16 protein-coding genes are annotated in these 17,285 nt (G+C 30.4%); 7 read left to right on the plus strand and 9 right to left on the minus strand.

Annotated features, from left to right (window positions below):
* Positions 1–8: 8 nt before the first annotated feature.
* The 9 genes from noc to rpmH form a co-directional block, all read right to left on the minus strand.
* On the minus strand, positions 9–791 hold the full coding sequence (noc, locus tag M4I33_RS16030) for a nucleoid occlusion protein (RefSeq protein WP_194192615.1): 783 nt from the start codon (positions 789–791) through the stop codon (positions 9–11).
* Positions 792–911: 120 nt separating this feature from the next.
* The gene (rsmG, locus tag M4I33_RS16035) at positions 912–1,628 is read right to left on the minus strand and encodes a 16S rRNA (guanine(527)-N(7))-methyltransferase RsmG (protein ID WP_257917752.1); all 717 of its coding nucleotides are present in this window, start codon (positions 1,626–1,628) and stop codon (positions 912–914) included.
* Positions 1,629–1,645: 17 nt separating this feature from the next.
* Entirely contained in the window at positions 1,646–3,535 is a 1,890-nt protein-coding gene (mnmG, locus tag M4I33_RS16040) for a tRNA uridine-5-carboxymethylaminomethyl(34) synthesis enzyme MnmG (RefSeq protein ID WP_257917753.1), read from the minus strand.
* 10 nt (positions 3,536–3,545) lie between these two features.
* The gene (mnmE, locus tag M4I33_RS16045) at positions 3,546–4,925 is read right to left on the minus strand and encodes a tRNA uridine-5-carboxymethylaminomethyl(34) synthesis GTPase MnmE (RefSeq protein WP_257917754.1); all 1,380 of its coding nucleotides are present in this window, start codon (positions 4,923–4,925) and stop codon (positions 3,546–3,548) included.
* Between the two features lie 258 nt (positions 4,926–5,183).
* Complete coding sequence (jag, locus tag M4I33_RS16050) at positions 5,184–5,804, minus strand: RNA-binding cell elongation regulator Jag/EloR (RefSeq protein ID WP_257917755.1); 621 nt, start codon at positions 5,802–5,804, stop codon at positions 5,184–5,186.
* Positions 5,805–5,856: 52 nt separating this feature from the next.
* Positions 5,857–6,618 carry a membrane protein insertase YidC gene (gene yidC, locus M4I33_RS16055; protein WP_374707721.1) on the minus strand — a complete coding sequence of 254 codons (762 nt, stop codon included), beginning with the start codon at positions 6,616–6,618 and terminating at the stop codon, positions 5,857–5,859.
* 31 nt (positions 6,619–6,649) lie between these two features.
* The gene (yidD, locus tag M4I33_RS16060; RefSeq protein ID WP_194192609.1) at positions 6,650–6,859 is read right to left on the minus strand and encodes a membrane protein insertion efficiency factor YidD; all 210 of its coding nucleotides are present in this window, start codon (positions 6,857–6,859) and stop codon (positions 6,650–6,652) included.
* Entirely contained in the window at positions 6,856–7,206 is a 351-nt protein-coding gene (gene rnpA, locus M4I33_RS16065; protein ID WP_194192608.1) for a ribonuclease P protein component, read from the minus strand. The genes yidD and rnpA overlap by 4 nt, the downstream gene beginning before the upstream one ends.
* 59 nt (positions 7,207–7,265) lie before the next feature.
* A complete protein-coding gene (gene rpmH, locus M4I33_RS16070) occupies positions 7,266–7,400 on the minus strand; it encodes a 50S ribosomal protein L34 (RefSeq protein ID WP_194192607.1) in 135 nt (44 codons plus the stop codon).
* A 550-nt stretch (positions 7,401–7,950) separates the two neighbouring features.
* Here rpmH and dnaA point away from each other — a divergent pair.
* The 7 genes from dnaA (at position 7,951) to gyrA (ending at position 16,868) form a co-directional block, all read left to right on the plus strand.
* The gene (gene dnaA, locus M4I33_RS16075) at positions 7,951–9,312 is read left to right on the plus strand and encodes a chromosomal replication initiator protein DnaA (protein ID WP_257917756.1); all 1,362 of its coding nucleotides are present in this window, start codon (positions 7,951–7,953) and stop codon (positions 9,310–9,312) included.
* A gap of 273 nt (positions 9,313–9,585) precedes the next feature.
* On the plus strand, positions 9,586–10,659 hold the full coding sequence (dnaN, locus tag M4I33_RS16080) for a DNA polymerase III subunit beta (RefSeq protein ID WP_257917757.1): 1,074 nt from the start codon (positions 9,586–9,588) through the stop codon (positions 10,657–10,659).
* 56 nt (positions 10,660–10,715) lie between these two features.
* Positions 10,716–10,922, plus strand: a complete 207-nt coding sequence (gene yaaA, locus M4I33_RS16085; protein ID WP_194192604.1) for a S4 domain-containing protein YaaA — start codon at positions 10,716–10,718, stop codon at positions 10,920–10,922.
* 55 nt (positions 10,923–10,977) lie between these two features.
* The gene (gene recF / locus M4I33_RS16090) at positions 10,978–12,063 is read left to right on the plus strand and encodes a DNA replication/repair protein RecF (RefSeq protein ID WP_257917758.1); all 1,086 of its coding nucleotides are present in this window, start codon (positions 10,978–10,980) and stop codon (positions 12,061–12,063) included.
* 15 nt (positions 12,064–12,078) lie between these two features.
* The gene (gene remB, locus M4I33_RS16095) at positions 12,079–12,339 is read left to right on the plus strand and encodes an extracellular matrix regulator RemB (protein WP_194192602.1); all 261 of its coding nucleotides are present in this window, start codon (positions 12,079–12,081) and stop codon (positions 12,337–12,339) included.
* 56 nt (positions 12,340–12,395) lie between these two features.
* The gene (gyrB, locus tag M4I33_RS16100) at positions 12,396–14,306 is read left to right on the plus strand and encodes a DNA topoisomerase (ATP-hydrolyzing) subunit B (RefSeq protein ID WP_308368221.1); all 1,911 of its coding nucleotides are present in this window, start codon (positions 12,396–12,398) and stop codon (positions 14,304–14,306) included.
* Positions 14,307–14,330: 24 nt separating this feature from the next.
* The gene (gyrA, locus tag M4I33_RS16105) at positions 14,331–16,868 is read left to right on the plus strand and encodes a DNA gyrase subunit A (RefSeq protein ID WP_257917760.1); all 2,538 of its coding nucleotides are present in this window, start codon (positions 14,331–14,333) and stop codon (positions 16,866–16,868) included.
* Positions 16,869–17,285 lie beyond the last annotated feature (417 nt).

Consider the following 17,285-nt stretch of genomic DNA (forward strand, 5'->3'; position numbering starts at 1 on the left):
TGTGAAATTTACTTCTTATTTTTTGGTATATTCACAGTTATTTGAATATACTCATCGTGATCATCCATCTTGTATTTAGCTGGAATATTAAATTTATCAAAAACCTGTTTTATTGTATTTACATATAGCTTTGCTGGAAAAATTGATGTTATTTTTTTCTTTGATTTATTATTTAATTCTTGTCCTGCAAGCTTTAATAATTCTTTATTAATCAATTCCTCTGTTTGTCTTACGTTAAGTTTATCTTTTATAACTTTTTTTACTACTTTAACTTGTAATTTTTCATCTGGCATTGATAATAAAGCTCTTGCATGTCTTTCTGTAAGATTATTTTCAACACACAGTTTACGAACGTTATTACTTAACTTTAAGATTCTTAGCTTGTTTGCAATAGTTGATTGCTTTTTTCCCATTCTCTTAGCTAATTCATCTTGTGTGAATCTATGATCATGAATTAAATTATGATACGCTTCTGCTTCTTCTATAAAATTAAGATCTTCTCTTTGAAGATTTTCTAATAAAGCAATTTCAGCTGACTCAGTATCTGTGATATCTACGATATTACAAGGAACTTCTTCAAGTTCTGCAATCCTAGCTGCTCTCCATCTTCTCTCTCCTGCAACTAGTTCAAAGACATCTCCTCTTTTTCTTACTGTTATCGGTTGAATAATTCCGTGCTCTCTTATTGACTGAGATAATTCTTCTAAAGCATTTTCATTGAAAAATTTTCTTGGTTGATATGTATTTGGAATTATCTCATTGATATTGATTTTCACTATTTGATTATTCATATTTATTCTACCCATCCCTTATATTTTCCAGTTTTTTATCTATATATTAAATTCGTCGTGTACCATTTCTTTCCTTTTAATTTACCTATATTAATTTTAAGACAAATTGTTTTAAAATTTTTATAAAGGTTTTTTAGTAACATTTCCTGCTTTTCTTGGATATGTTTTAGGACAAGATTTAATCTTTTCAACTATAACTAAGTTGTGATTTAAATCAGTTCCTTCAACTACTATTTCTTTTACATCTAATAGCTTTCCGCCTAAGACGCTTAAAGCATTTTTGCTACCTTCTAGTTCCTCTTCTATTGCAGGCCCCTTTAAAGCCACAAAATAGCCCCCTACTCTTACGTATGGCAAACAAAACTCTGAAAGTACAGCCATATTAGCAACGGCTCTTGAAGTTGCTATATCAAAAACCTCTCTAAGTTCTTTTTTCCTAGCTCCATCTTCAGCTCTTGAGTGTATAGTATTTACGTTTTTTAAACCTAACTCTCTAACTACTAAATTTAAAAAGTTTATTCTTTTATTTAAAGAATCTAAAAGTGTAACTTCTTTAGTCTCATCCATTATAGCTATAGGAAGTCCTGGGAAACCTGCCCCTGTACCTACATCTATTACTGTTTTTGCATTCTTTAATTCGTCGCTTTTAAATGCTTTTATGCAGTCTATAAAGTGTTTTTTAATAAACTCATTATCTTCTGTTATAGCAGTTAAGTTTACTTTTTGGTTCCACTCTTGAACCAATCTCATATATTTTATAAATCTATTATATTTTTCCTCGTTAAAATCCATTGAAACTTCATCACAAGCTTCTTTCATTATATTGTAAAACTCCATAATATCCTCCTTGAAGCTTAGTCTTCTTTATTTTGTTTCCCGTACTGATATTCTAAATAAATTAAAAGTACTGATATATCAGCTGGTGATACCCCTGATATTCTTGACGCTTGCCCTATGCTTGCAGGTCTTATATCTGAAAGTTTAGAAACCGCTTCTCCTCTTAGTCCATTAACATTTTTATAATCTATATCTTTAGGAAGCATTTTCTTTTCTAATTTTTTGAATTGTTCAACTTGCTCTAATTGAGCTGTTATATATCCTTCATACTTAATGATTATATCGATTTGCTCTCCTACGTGATCTTTATAATCTGGTCTTTCAGGGTCTAACTCTTTAAGCTTTTCATAGTTTAGCTCTGTTCTTTTTATTAGTTCATATAAACTCATTGGCTTATTAAGAGGTGCTGAACCTATCTTTTCTAATATCTCGTTATTTTCTCTTTTGTTAGTTATTTGAACTTCTTTAAGTCTATTTAACTCATCTTCTATGTTTTGTTTTCTATCTAAGAATCTATTATATCTTTCATCTGTTACAAGTCCTACTTTTTTACCTATTTCAGTTAATCTAAAATCAGCGTTATCTTGTCTTAAAAGAAGTCTATATTCAGCTCTTGATGTCATCATTCTATAAGGCTCATTAGTTCCTTTTGTAACTAAATCATCTATAAGAACTCCTACATAAGCATCAGAACGAGTTAAAATCATAGGTTCTTCACCTTTGATTTTAAGTGCAGCATTTATACCTGCAACTATACCTTGTGCTGCAGCCTCTTCATAACCTGAACTTCCGTTTATTTGACCTGCTCCATAAAGACCTTCTACATTTTTAAATTCTAAAGTTGATTTAAGTTGAGTTGGATCTATTGAATCATATTCTATAGCATAAGCTGCTCTCATAACTTCACAGTTTTCAAGCCCTTTTATTGTTTTTATCATCTTAGTTTGAACATCTTCTGGTAATGATGAAGAGAATCCTCCAACATACATCTCTAAAGTATCGTCTCCTTCTGGCTCTACGAATACTTGATGTCTATCTTTATCTGGGAATCTCATAACTTTATCTTCTATTGAAGGACAATATCTAGGTCCTATTCCTAATATACTTACATTATATATAGGAGATCTATCTATGTTATCTGCTATAACTTTGTGTGTGTTTTCGTTAGTATATGTTAAGTAGCATGATACTTGCTCTCTATCTATATTGTCATTCATAAATGAAAATGGAACTATTTTTTCGTCACCTTTTTGCTCTACCATAGGTTCAAAGTTAACTGATCTTCTGTTAATTCTAGCTGGAGTTCCTGTTTTAAACCTTCTAAGTTCTATTCCTAAATCTAATAAAGCTTGTGATAAATCGTTAGCTGGTAACAATCCATTTGGTCCGCTACTGTAGCTTACATCACCTATTATTATCTTAGCTTGTAAGTATGTCCCTGTAGCTAAAATTGCAGCTTTACAGCCAAATATAGCTCCTGTTTTAGCTACAGCTCCTGTTATTTTTCCGTTCTCTGTAACTAAGTCAATTATTTCTACTTGTCTTATATAAAGGTTTGGAACCCTCTCCATAACCTCTTTCATTCTTTTTTGATATTTTAATTTATCTGCTTGTGCTCTTAATGAGTGAACAGCAGGTCCTTTAGACGTATTTAACATTCTTGATTGAATGAAAGTATCGTCTATATTTAAGCCCATCTCTCCACCTAAAGCATCTATCTCTTTTACTAAATGACCTTTAGCAGTTCCTCCTATATTAGGATTACATGGCATCATTGCTATAGCTTCTAAGTTTATAGTACAAATTAATGTCTTTAAACCCATTCTTGCTGAAGCTAGCGCTGCTTCACAACCAGCATGGCCTGCCCCTATAACTACTACATCATATTCTTCAGCTTTAAATCTCATCTTTTTCCTCCTATTTTCCTACACAGAATTCACTAAATATCTTATTTACTAAATCCTCTTCAACTTCTGAACCTGTTATTTCTCCTAATGCTTTTAATCCTGAAGTTACATATATAGAAATTAAATCTAAATATTCGTTGTTTTTTAATCTGTTTTTAGCCTCTTCACAGTTTTCTAAAGCTCTTAGTAACGCTTGTTTGTGTCTGTTGTTTGTTATTATTAAGCTTTCGTTATCAACTTCACCGTTAAAGAATAATCTCTTAATTTCAGCTTTTAAATCTTCTATTCCTTGGCCTGTCATTGCTGAAATTTCTATTCTATTTTCTAAACCTTCTATTTGGTCTATACTTATTTTTCTATCTAAATCTATTTTATTAAGAAGAACTACAACTTTTTTATCTTTTATAGCTTCGATTATTTCCTTATCTTCTTCATCTAACTCTCTTGAATTATCAAGCATTAATACAACTAAGTCAGCTTCTTCTATCTTCTCTTTAGATCTTTCAACACCGATTCTTTCAACTACGTCCTCAGTCTCTCTAATACCTGCTGTATCTGTTATCTTAACTGGTATACCATCTAAGTTTATATATTCTTCTATAACGTCTCTTGTAGTTCCTGGGATGTCTGTAACTATAGCTCTCTTTTCTTGTAATAAAGCATTCATAAGTGATGATTTTCCTACGTTTGGTTTACCGATTATAGTCATTCTTAAACCATCTCTTATTATTTTTCCTTCATTAGCACCTTTTAATAACTTATCCATCTCGCTTGTAGCTTCTGTAAGACTAGCTATTATTTTAGGTGGTAGAGAAGAATCTGGCTCCTCGTCGTCTTCTGTAAAATCTACATCATATTCAATGTGAGCTAAAACGTCTAATAAGTATTTACTTAATTTATTTATTTCCTGGGAAAGTGTCCCCGAACTTTGCATAACAGCTGATTTCATAGCTAAATCAGTCTTTGCATTTATAATATCTATTACAGCTTCTGCCTGGCTTAAATCTATTCTTCCGTTTAAAAAAGCTCTCTTTGTAAATTCCCCTGGTTCTGCTATTCTAGCACCAGCTTTTACTACTTCCTCTAAAACTCTATTTGTTGAAACTACACCACCGTGGCAATTTATCTCTATTACATCTTCTGCTGTAAAGCTTCTTGGCCCTTTCATAAAGCTTATTATAACTTCATCTATAACTTCACCGCTTTTAATGTCTATGATATTTCCATACTTCATAGTGTAAGTTTTCATATCTTTTATATCAAAATTGTTTTTAGCTCTAAATATCTTAGAAACAATCTCTATAGCTTTGCTTCCTGAAACTCTAATTATTGCAATTCCACCTTCACCTTGTGCCGTTGCAATACCACATATAGTATCAAATTCTTTCATCGAAATTCCTCCTTAGGAATAAATATTCAAGACCTATAATTTCCCAACATTTCTATGTTATATTGGGAAATAAACTAATATCAATTTTACAGAATTATATTTGATAAGTCAAAATATTTAGCTTTTATTATCTATATATTTTTACCTTTTTTACATTTTATAGACTTACTTTTAATTATCATTTCTAAATCCCTGCCTATAAAAATTTAAAAAAAGAAAAAAAGAAGTTCTTTAATAAGAACTTCTTTAAATAATCATTTATTTTAAAGCAATAACAACTCTTCTTGATGAATCTTCGCCTTCACTATATGTAGTAATATACTTATCATCTTGAAGTGCTGAGTGAATAATTCTTCTCTCATATGGATTCATAGGTTCTAGTTTATATGCTTTTCCTGTTTTCTTAACTCTTCTAGCAAACTTTGTTGCTACTCTTTTTAGAGTTTCTTCCCTTTTAGCTCTGTAATTTTCAGTATCTAATATTACTTTTTTATATGGTCCTTCGTGATGTTTATTTGCAACTAATGATATAAGGTATTGAAGAGAATCTAATGTTTCACCTCTATATCCTATTATAAGTCCCATTTTAGGGCCAGAAAGGTTAATACTTATAATATTATTTTCTTCCTTAATATCTATATCTGCTTTAATTTGCATACTATCTAACATATCAGTAATAAAAGTTCTTACTTCCGCTAAATGGTCTCTTTTTACAGTAACCTTTATTTTAGCAGGTTTTACTCCAAATACATTTAAAAATCCCTTAGAGCCTTCATCTAAAATATCAACTATAACTTTATCTTTAGTAACATTAAGTTCAGATAATGCTTTTTCTAAAGCTTCGTCAACATTTTTACCTGTCATTTCAATAAATTTCATATACCATAGCCACCTACTCTCATAATATTACCCATTTATTTAAGTGTCTGAATTATTTTTTCTTCTTTTTCTTTGCATACTCTTCTGGCATAGCAAATTTAGTTTGAGATTTTATTTTCTCTTCTTCTTCTTCAGCTTGTTCTTTCTTCTTAGCTTGTATTGGCTTAACATTTAAGAAGTATGTTTGAACTAATTGGTATACTCCACTTGTTACCCAATAAATTGCTAGGATTGAAGGGAAGTTCATAGCCATGAATCCCATCATTACAGACATACCTATGTTCATAGGCATCATGTTCATGCCTGTGTTTTCAGTAGCTGGGTTAGCTTTAGTCATTAAGTATGATGGTATAAATGTACTTAAACCTGCTAATATAGGAAGAATATATAATGGATCCTTACCAGCTAAGTCTGGTAACCATAAAAATGATGCTCCAGCTATTCCTTTTATGTTATAAGCAAAAACATAATATAAAGCCATTAATATTGGAAGTGGAATTAACATTGGTAAACAACCACCTGTCATACTGATGTTGTTTTCCTTATATAGTTTCATCATTTCCATATTTGCTTTTTGTGGATCATTTTTGTACTTTTCTTGTAGTTTCTTTACTTGAGGTTGAAACTCTTGCATTTTTCTAGTCGATTTAACTGATTTAATACTAAACGGTAATACTAAAGTTTTTATAATTACTGTTAGTAATATAACAGCCAAAACATAACTTAACCCTACATCTGATATACCCATAGATACTATAAATCCATGAAGTTTCTCAAAGATCATCGCTAAGAAATTCGTTATTGGTTGAAATATCGTATTCATTTTAGCTTTTTCCTCCCATACTCTATTTTACTGGATCATATCCGCCCTTACTAAAAGGATTACACCTTAGAATTCTCCAAACTGCCATAAAACTCCCCTTAAATGCACCATACTTTGTAACTGCATCAATAGCATATTGAGAACAGGTAGGTGTATACTTACAACAAGGATTTTTCATAGGTGATATATTATTTCTATAAAATTGTATTAATTTTATAACAAATTTTTTCAATTAAATAAGCCTGCTTTCTTAAATAAATTTATCATAGCTTTTTCAACGCTTTGATAATCCTTATCCTTTATTTTTGTTCTAGCAACAAAAACGAAGTCATAGCCTTTTTTTAAATTCTCTTCATTTAATCTGTAGCATTCTGAAATTAATCTTTTACTTCTGCTTCTAACTACACTGTTTCCTACTTTTTTACTAACAGAAATTCCTACCTTATTATAAGGTAGATTTTCTTTATCTTTATTTCTTCTATTATTAAAAGTATATAATACCAAAAGATCATTAGCTATCGATTTGCCTCTTCTATATACAATTCTAAACTCATTACTTTTTTTTAATCTATATATCATGGGTATTTAATACTCCTTTTTTCCTACATTGTAGAAAAAAGGCCACTAAATTGCGGCCCTTATGCTGTTAATTTTTTTCTACCTTTTTGTCTTCTCTTTTTAAGAATGTTTCTTCCTGACTTAGTAGCCATTCTTTTTCTGAAACCATGCTCTTTTTTTCTTTGTCTTTTTTTAGGTTGGTATGTCATGAACATTTACACTACACCCCCTTCAATAAAATTTTTCGTATTTCCCAAAGGTTATACTTTTCTTCTATTTTAGATTTACCTAACCATTATATAGTTTTACCCTCTTTATGTCAAGAATTATGCCCTTTGTTGATAATTATCCACCTTTTATTTGATTTTTTTGTGGATAACTTGTTGAAACCCTCTATTTACTTATGGTATCATAAATCTATATGTTAATAACTTTATATTTCTTTAAAATTATCCACAACTGTTGATAACTCTGTTGATAACTTGTTCTTTCTCACTTAATAACTAGACTCTAATTTAGTTTTTTTATTGAAATAACAAGTTTTTATGTCTTTTTTTACTGTTTATAAGTAAATTAGGTTTTGTGTGGATATCTAAACTTAATTTTAAAAGGCTAACATAATTATTAACATGTGGAAAAAATAATGTACATAGTCAACTATCAAAGCAAATTTTGTTATTAGATTGTTGATATCTTGTTATTAAATTGTGATTATCACATTTTGCTATAAAAAAATAAAAAAAATTTTTGATTGGAGGATACGGAATGGACACAGAGCTAAAGCAATTATGGAAGAATACACTAGATGTGATAAAGGGTGAGTTGAGTGAAGTTAGTTTCAATACTTGGATAAAAAGTTGTGAACCTATTTCTATTTCTTCTAATACTATAAGAATAAGTGTTCCAAATACATTTTCTCAAGAAATACTAGAAAAACGTTATAAAGATTTAGTAGCAAACTCAATACAAGCGGTATGTTCTAAACTTTACAAAATCGAATTTTTAGTAGCTTCTGAGATTCAAAAAGAAGAGGAAACTAAGGAAAAGGCAGAAAAGAAGGCAGAGAAAAGGGCAAAATCATTTCAAAGCGACGATTTTGCAAATACAAACTTAAACCCTAAATATACATTTGATTCTTTCGTAATAGGTAATAGTAATAGATTTGCCCATGCAGCATCACTTGCAGTAGCTGAATCTCCAGCAAAAGCATACAATCCGCTTTTCATATATGGAGGCGTAGGACTTGGAAAAACTCACTTAATGCATGCAATAGGCCACTATATACTAGACGACAATTCAAATGCAAAAGTAGTTTACGTATCTTCTGAAAAGTTTACTAATGAATTAATAAATGCTATTAAAGATGATAAAAACGAAGAATTTAGAAATAAATACAGAAATGTAGATGTACTTTTAATTGACGATATCCAGTTTATAGCTGGTAAAGAAAGAACTCAAGAAGAATTCTTCCATACATTTAACGCTCTTCATGAAGCTAATAAACAAATTATCCTATCATCAGATAGACCTCCAAAAGAAATTCCTACATTAGAAGATAGACTTAGATCTAGATTCGAGTGGGGTCTTATAGCGGATATTCAAGTTCCAGATTTTGAAACTAGAATGGCTATCTTAAAGAAAAAGGCTGATGTAGAAAATTTAAGTGTTGCAAACGAAGTTATGGTTTATATAGCAACAAAAATAAAATCGAATATTAGGGAATTAGAAGGCGCTTTAACTAGAATAGTAGCTTATTCATCATTAACAAACCGCGAAATAACAGTAGATCTAGCAACTGAAGCTCTAAAAGATATTATTTCTAAAAAACAAGGAAAACATATAACTATAGAAATAATACAAGACGTTGTAGCTAGTTACTTTAACTTAAGAGTTGATGATTTAAAATCTCAAAGAAGAACTCGTAATGTAGCTCATCCTAGACAAATTGCTATGTATTTAAGCAGAAAACTTACTGATATGTCTTTACCTAAAATAGGAGAAGAGTTTGGTGGTCGTGATCATACTACAGTAATTCATGCTTACGAAAAAATATCAAACAATTTAACTAGAGATGAAAGTCTTCAACAAACAATAGAAGATTTAACTAAAAAATTAACTCAAAACTAAAATTTTGTTATGTTATCAACACTTGTATATAATAACTATATAACAACCTGTGGATAACTTAACATAAAAATATTGCTGTTAATAACTGTGGATAAGTCATACTAAACGTTACTTACTTATCCACAATATTTTTTTACAACTTTTTGTTGATATAACAGGGCTGAAGGTACTTATCAACAATTCCACAGCCCCTACTACTATTATTACTATATTTTTTATTTATCTAAACTATATATAAACAAACTTAACTGTTGATAAATAAGGAGGATTAAAATGAAATTCACATGTCAAAAACAAAAATTATTAGAAGGTATTTCTATAGTTCAAAAAGCGATAACTGGAAAATCAACAATGTCAGTATTAGAAGGTATTTATCTTCATTGTGTAAATAACAACTTAGTACTTATAGGATCAGATATGGATGTAAGTATAGAAACTAACATAGATGTAGATGTTAAAGAAGAAGGAAGCATAGTTATAGATGCTAAGATTTTTAGTGAAATTATTAGAAAACTTCCTAATTCAGAAATAGAAATAGAAACTATGCAAAATGAAACTATTCAAATAACTTGTGAAAAATCAGTATTTAACGTAGTTTACATGAAAGCAGAAGAATTCCCAGAATTACCTACTGTTAACGAAGGGGAAGAAGTAACTGTACCTCAAAATATTTTAAAAAGTATGATAAAAGCTACATCTTTTGCAATAGCTCAAGATGAAACAAGACCAATACTTCAAGGAATATTATTTGAAATTAAAGATAAAAATATAAACTTAGTTGCATTAGATGGATATAGACTTGCAATAAAAAGTGAATATATAGATTCAGACTTAGAAAAAGATGTTGTTATACCTGGAAAAACTTTAAACGAAGTATCAAAAATACTTGAAGATTCAGAAGATCTTGTAAAAATAACATTTACTAAAAACCATATTCTATTTAGCTTAGAAAAAACAAGAGTTATATCAAGACTTTTAGAAGGTAAATTTGTAAATTACAAATCATTACTTGTGGATAAACAAGAATTCCAAAATGGTATTGAAAGAGCTTCACTTATGGCGAAAGATGGTAACAATAATCTTGTAAAATTCGAAGTTGAAGATGAGTCAATAATTATATCTTCTAATTCTCAATTGGGAAAAGTTAGGGAAGAAGTTACAATAAATCTGCAAGGTGAAAAGATTCAAATTGCATTTAACTCAAGATACTTACTTGATGTTTTAAAGAATTTAGATGAAGAAGAGATAGTACTAGAAATGACTTCGAGTGTAAGTCCTTGTATAATTAAAGGAAAAGAAGTTGATAATTATAGATACCTAGTTCTACCAGTAAGATTAATTAGATAGAAAGGACTGGAAATTTACTGTATAATTATTCAGAAATTCCGGGCGGTTTATACAATATGAACGAGATAAAAATAAATACAGAATTTATAAAATTAGATGCTTTTTTAAAATGGGCTGCAATAGCAACTTCAGGTTCAGAAGCAAAAATTTTCATTTTAGAAGAAATGGTAAAAGTTAATGGTGAGATTTGTACTCAAAGAGGAAAAAAGATTAGAGTTTCAGATATCGTAGAATTTGAAGGTGAACAATTTAAGGTCATCTAACCTAATAATAAGCTTTTATCCTATTAGTATGTTATAATTGAATGGGTGTTTATAAATGTATGTAAAAAAGCTTAAATTAATAAATTACAGAAATTATGATAATTTAGAAATAGACTTAGGAAGACATGTCAATGTTTTTATGGGAGATAATGCACAAGGTAAAACTAATATACTAGAAGCTATCTATTATTGCGGTTTTGCGAAATCCCATAGAACTTCTAAAGATAAAGAACTTATAAATTGGAACGATGAAATTTCTTTTGTAGGTTTAAGTGTTGGCAGAGAGCGATTAGACAAAAAAATTGATATTAACATCCTAAAAGACGGAAAAAAAGTTGTAAGAGTTAATTCTATAAAGATAAGCAAAATAGGAGAGTTATTTGGTGTTTTTAATGTTGTTATGTTTTCACCAGAAGACTTAAGAATAATAAAAGATTCGCCAGGAGTTAGAAGAAAGTTTATCGATATGGAATTATGTCAGTTAGATCAAAAATATTATTATAACCTCGTTCAATACAACAAAGTTATGAATGAGAGAAATAGTATCTTAAAAAACAGGAATCTAGATAAAGATATGCTTGATGTATATGATCTTCAACTAGCAATGTTTGGAGCTTATATAATTAAAAAGAGATTAGAATATTTAGATTCTTTAAATAAGTATTCTAAAGACATACATAGTGATATTACTTCAGGGAAAGAAACTATTGAGTTTAAATATATTTCAACCATTAAAAAAACTGAAGACATTCAAGAGCAATTTTATTCGATTCTAAAGAAAAATAGGAATAGAGATATTGAAAAAGGCATAACTAGTCACGGACCTCATAGAGATGATTTTTCTGTTTATATAAATGGAGTTGATACTAAAAGCTTTGGTTCGCAAGGACAGCAAAGAACAGCAGTTTTAACTATGAAGTTTGCATCACTTAAGATAATCAAAGAAAAAACAGGAGAATATCCTGTTTTACTATTAGATGATGTATTATCAGAATTAGATTTTAATAGAAAAAGATATGTTTTAAGCTCTATTAAAGATATACAAACAATAATTACTTGCACGGGAATTGAAGATTTAAACGACTATCTAGATGATGAATCAGTTGTTTATAAAGTAAAAGAAGGTGCGGTCTCTAAATAAGAAGGAGGATTCTTTATGTTTTTACATTTAGGAGAAAATGTAGTGGTTCCTATAAAAGATGTTATTGGAATTTTTGATTTACAAACAACTATGTATAGTTCTGACACTATTCAGTTTTTAAGAATGGCAGAAGAAGATGGATTTGTGGAAAGAATAACAGATGATAAGCCGAAATCATTTGTTATAGCTGAAGTTGATAAGATGAGTAAGATATATTTATCACCAATATCTTCATCAACTTTAACAAAGAGAACAGATTTAGATTATAATCCGTAAGTCCAATATTAAAACCTTCAGTTAAGGATAGATATTAATAAATTTAGGAGGGATCTATGTTGGAAGAAAACAAACAAAGCTATGATGAGAGTCAGATTCAGGTTTTAGAAGGACTTGAAGCAGTAAGAAAAAGACCAGGGATGTACATTGGTAGCACAAGCTCAAGAGGATTACATCACTTAGTTTATGAAATAGTAGATAATAGTATAGATGAGGCATTAGCTGGATTCTGTAAAAACATAAGAGTTGAAATAAATGAAGATAATTCTATAACTGTCAAAGATGACGGTAGAGGAATGCCAGTTGGTATGCACCCTAAGATGGGAAAACCAACTGTTGAGGTTATAATGACAGTACTTCATGCCGGAGGTAAATTCGGTGGTGGCGGATACAAAGTATCTGGAGGATTACACGGGGTTGGTGCTTCTGTAGTTAACGCCCTTTCAGAAAAATGTACAGTTACTGTTATGAGAGATGGTTCTATTTGGGAACAAGAATATTCACGTGGTAAAGTTGTAACTGGTGTTAATGAAGTTGGAACTTGTGATGTAACTGGAACAACAGTTTACTTTAAGCCAGACCACGAAATTTTTGATGATTTAGTATATGATTTTGAAATACTATCTCAAAGATTAAGAGAGTTAGCATTCTTAAATAAAGGAATCAGAATAACTTTACTAGATAAAAGATTCGATAAAGAAGAAGTGTATCACTACGAAGGTGGTATAAAATCTTTCGTTGAATATCTAAACAGAAACAAAGAAAAATTACACGAAGAACCTATCTATGTTGAAGGTTTAAAAGACGGAATATCAGTAGAAGTTGCACTTCAATACAATGATGGATACAACGAAAACTTATTCTCTTTTGCAAACAATATAGACACTATTGAAGGTGGTACTCACTTAGTAGGATTTAAAACAGCTTTAACTAGAGTTTTTAATGATTATGCTAAGAAGTTTGGTCATTTAAAAGAAAATGACAAAAACCTTTCAGGTGATGATATAAGAGAAGGTTTAACAGCTGTAATATCAGTAAAAATAGGAGAACCTCAATTCGAAGGTCAAACAAAAACTAAGCTAGGTAATAGTGAAGTAAGAGGAATAGTAGATTCTATAGTTGGAGAAGGTGTTGGAGTATTCTTAGAAGAAAATCCAAACATCGGTAAAATTATAATAGATAAAGCTTTAATGGCAGCTAGAGCAAGAGATGCTGCAAGAAAAGCAAGAGAACTTACTAGAAAATCAGTTCTTGAAAGATCAACGCTTCCAGGAAAACTAGCTGATTGTTCTTCAAAAGACCCTATGGAATGTGAAATATACATCGTCGAAGGAGATTCAGCCGGTGGTTCAGCTAAGCAAGGTAGAGATAGAAAATTCCAAGCAATCCTACCGCTTAGAGGTAAAATAATGAACGTTGAAAAGCAAAGATTAGATAAAATCTTAAATTCAGATACTATAAGATCAATGGTAACTGCATTTGGAGCTGGTATAGGAAAAGATTTTGATATATCAAAAATAAGATATAACAGAATAATAATAATGACCGATGCCGATGTAGATGGAGCTCATATAAGAACATTATTATTAACTTTCTTCTACAGATACATGAGAGAATTAATAGATGGAGGTCATGTTTGTATAGCACAACCACCACTATATAAAGTATCAAAAGGTAAAAAGGAATTCTACGCTTACTCAGACGATGAAATGGAAAGAGTTATAGAAGACCTTGGCGGAAAAGACAACTCAGTTAATATACAAAGATACAAAGGTCTTGGAGAGATGAATGCAACTCAACTTTGGGAAACAACAATGGACCCAGAACAAAGAATACTTTTAAGAGCTACTGTTGAAGATGCAATGGCAGCTGATGAGATATTCACTATACTTATGGGTGAAAAGGTTGAACCTAGAAGAGAGTTCATACAAGACAATGCTAATCAAGTAAGCAACTTGGATATTTAGTACTAAATTATAGAGGTGAAGTACATGAGTTTTAATGAGGGAAAAGTAATACCCGTAGATATAAAAAACGAAATGAAAAAGTGCTACATTGACTATGCCATGAGCGTTATAGTTGGTCGTGCACTTCCAGACGTAAGAGATGGTTTAAAGCCAGTTCATAGAAGAATTCTATTCTCAATGCATGAACTAGGTTTAGCCCCTGAAAAAGGGTACAGAAAATGTGCAAGAATAGTAGGGGAAGTTTTAGGTAAGTACCACCCACACGGTGATACATCAGTTTATGATGCTTTAGTTAGAATGGCGCAAGATTTCTCAATGAGATATATGCTAGTTGACGGTCACGGAAACTTTGGTTCTGTAGATGGTGATAGCGCAGCCGCTATGAGATATACAGAAGCAAAAATGAACAAAATCGCAGCTCAAATGATTAGAGATATCGGAAAGAATACAGTAGATTTCGTTCCAAACTTTGATGGAGAAGAAAAAGAGCCATCAGTATTACCATCAAGATATCCAAACCTTTTAGTTAACGGTTCATCAGGTATAGCAGTTGGTATGGCAACAAACATACCACCACACAACTTAGGTGAAGTTATAGATGGAACTATAATGATGATAGATGATCCAGAAATAGAAATTATGGATTTAATGAACGTAATAAAAGGACCAGATTTCCCAACAGGAGCTATCATAATGGGTAAATCAGGTATAAGATCAGCTTACGAAACTGGTAGAGGTAAAGTTATTGTTAGAGCAAAAGCTGAAATAGAAGAAGAAAACAATAGACACAAAATAATAGTTCACGAATTACCTTACCAAGTAAATAAAGCTAAACTTATAGAAAATATTGCAGATTTAGTAAAAGATAAAAAGATACCAGGAATATCAGACTTAAGAGATGAATCTGATAGAGAAGGTATGAGAATTGTAATAGAACTTAAGAGAGATGCTAACCCTAGCGTAGTTCTTAACTTATTATATAAACACACTAAAATGCAAGATACTTTTGGTATAACAATGTTAGCGTTAGTTAACAACGAACCAAAAATACTTAGTTTAAAAGAGATTCTTAGAAACTATATAGACTTCCAAAAAGAAGTAGTAACAAGAAGAACTATATTTGAACTAAATAAAGCTGAAGCTAGAGCGCATATCTTAGAAGGATTAAGAATAGCTTTAGATAATATTGATGAAGTAATAAGCATAATTAGAAATTCAAAAACTTCAGATATAGCAAAAGAAACATTAATGGAGAGATTCAACCTATCAGATAAACAATCTCAAGCTATATTAGAGATGAGATTAAGAAGACTTACAGGTCTTGAAAGAGGAAAGATAGAAGAAGAATACAGCGAATTAATGAAAGAAATTGCATACTTAAAATCAATTCTTGAGTCAGAAGTAAAACTTTTAAGTGTTATTAAAGATGAATTAATAGAAATAAAAGAAAGATACAATGACGAAAGAAGAACAGAACTTGAGAACAACGTAAATGAAATTGATGTAGAAGATTTAATCCAAGAAGAAGATATAGTTATAACTTTAACTAATTCAGGATATATCAAAAGAATTGCATCAGACACATATTCTTCTCAAAAAAGAGGAGGAAAAGGAATCCAAGCGATGTCAACTAAAGAAGATGATTTTGTTGAACACGTTATGGTTACTTCAACTCACTCAGATGTATTATTCTTCACAAACAGAGGAAGAGTATACAAATTAAGAGGATATCAAATACCTGACGCAGGAAGAACTGCAAAAGGAACTAATATAATAAACCTTATAGCTATTGAGCCAGATGAAAAGATAGAAACAGTATTAACTATAAACGATGTTTATGAAGAAGGTTACTTATTCATGGGAACAAAACAAGGTATAGTTAAGAAAACTAACTTAGGCGACTTTAAAAACCTTAGAAAGAATGGACTAATAGCAATTAACTTAAGAGATGGTGATGAACTTCTAAAAGTTAAGATGACTAAAGGTGATGCAGATATTATAATAGCTACTCAAAACGGTATGGCAGTTAAATTTAACGAAAAGAATGTAAGACCTATGGGTAGAACAGCATCAGGGGTTAGAGCTATAAGACTTTCAAATGATGATGTAGCAGTATGTATGGATATAGCAGTTCCAGAAGAGGATTTATTAGTAGTTTCAGAAAATGGATTCGGTAAGAGAACTCCAGTAACTGAGTACAAACTACAAAACAGAGGCGGTAAAGGTCTAATAACATACAAAATATCAGATAAGACTGGTAAGGTTGTTGGAGCAACTGTATGTAAAGAAGACGATGAGCTTATGATGATAAACTCAAATGGTGTAGCTATAAGATTAAATATTTCAGATGTATCAGTTACAGGAAGAGCTACTATGGGAGTTAAGCTAATGAGAACATTAGAAGACGAGCAAGTAGTAACTATAACAAAAATCAGTGGTGAAGATGAGGACGAACAAGAAGAGTTAGGTCTTGAGTCTGAAAACGCTGAAGAAAACAACACTGAAATAAAAGATAATTCTCTAGAAACTCTATTAGAAAGAGCAGAAGAGTCAGAAGAATAAAAAAAATTATAGAAAATCTCCTAATATAAATAAAATATTAGGGGATTTTTTTATTTTTGATTTTAATAATTTTAGTTAAAAGCTTTAAATTAAGCCGTTTAAGTAAAAAATAAAAGGCACTCGCACCCTAGCGTATCACTATAAGAAAAAGTTAGTATTTAAAAGTAAATAGAAGAAAAATAAAAATAATTTACCAAAATAAAAACAAATAAACATTTAAAAAGATATGTATATGATATTATAAATCTCGTCGCTGATGCGAAACGAAACAACTCGAAAAAACGAAAAAGTTTTTTGAAAAAAGTTGTTGACAAGTTTCACACCAAGTGATAAGATAAAGAAGTCGCTTGAGTGCGACAGAGATTAAATGGTCTTTGAAAATTGAACAGATTTATATAATACAAAACCAGCAATTCT

The organism is Clostridium sp. LY3-2, from assembly GCF_024705715.1.
In the GTDB taxonomy this organism is placed as follows: Bacteria; Bacillota; Clostridia; order Clostridiales; family Clostridiaceae; genus Clostridium.

Bases quoted from the DNA above. Each gene is read 5' to 3' on its own strand.
- gyrA (WP_257917760.1), top strand. From the start codon at position 14,331: ATGAGTTTTAATGAGGGAAAAGTAATACCCGTAGATATAAAAAACGAA.
- dnaA (WP_257917756.1), top strand. From the start codon at position 7,951: ATGGACACAGAGCTAAAGCAATTATGGAAGAATACACTAGATGTGATA.
- noc (WP_194192615.1), bottom strand. From the start codon at position 791: ATGAATAATCAAATAGTGAAAATCAATATCAATGAGATAATTCCAAAT.
- mnmG (WP_257917753.1), bottom strand. From the start codon at position 3,535: ATGAGATTTAAAGCTGAAGAATATGATGTAGTAGTTATAGGGGCAGGC.
- recF (WP_257917758.1), top strand. From the start codon at position 10,978: ATGTATGTAAAAAAGCTTAAATTAATAAATTACAGAAATTATGATAAT.
- mnmE (WP_257917754.1), bottom strand. From the start codon at position 4,925: ATGAAAGAATTTGATACTATATGTGGTATTGCAACGGCACAAGGTGAA.
- remB (WP_194192602.1), top strand. From the start codon at position 12,079: ATGTTTTTACATTTAGGAGAAAATGTAGTGGTTCCTATAAAAGATGTT.
- gyrB (WP_308368221.1), top strand. From the start codon at position 12,396: ATGTTGGAAGAAAACAAACAAAGCTATGATGAGAGTCAGATTCAGGTT.
- rsmG (WP_257917752.1), bottom strand. From the start codon at position 1,628: ATGGAGTTTTACAATATAATGAAAGAAGCTTGTGATGAAGTTTCAATG.
- rpmH (WP_194192607.1), bottom strand. From the start codon at position 7,400: ATGTTCATGACATACCAACCTAAAAAAAGACAAAGAAAAAAAGAGCAT.
- dnaN (WP_257917757.1), top strand. From the start codon at position 9,586: ATGAAATTCACATGTCAAAAACAAAAATTATTAGAAGGTATTTCTATA.
- rnpA (WP_194192608.1), bottom strand. From the start codon at position 7,206: ATGATATATAGATTAAAAAAAAGTAATGAGTTTAGAATTGTATATAGA.
- yaaA (WP_194192604.1), top strand. From the start codon at position 10,716: ATGAACGAGATAAAAATAAATACAGAATTTATAAAATTAGATGCTTTT.
- jag (WP_257917755.1), bottom strand. From the start codon at position 5,804: ATGAAATTTATTGAAATGACAGGTAAAAATGTTGACGAAGCTTTAGAA.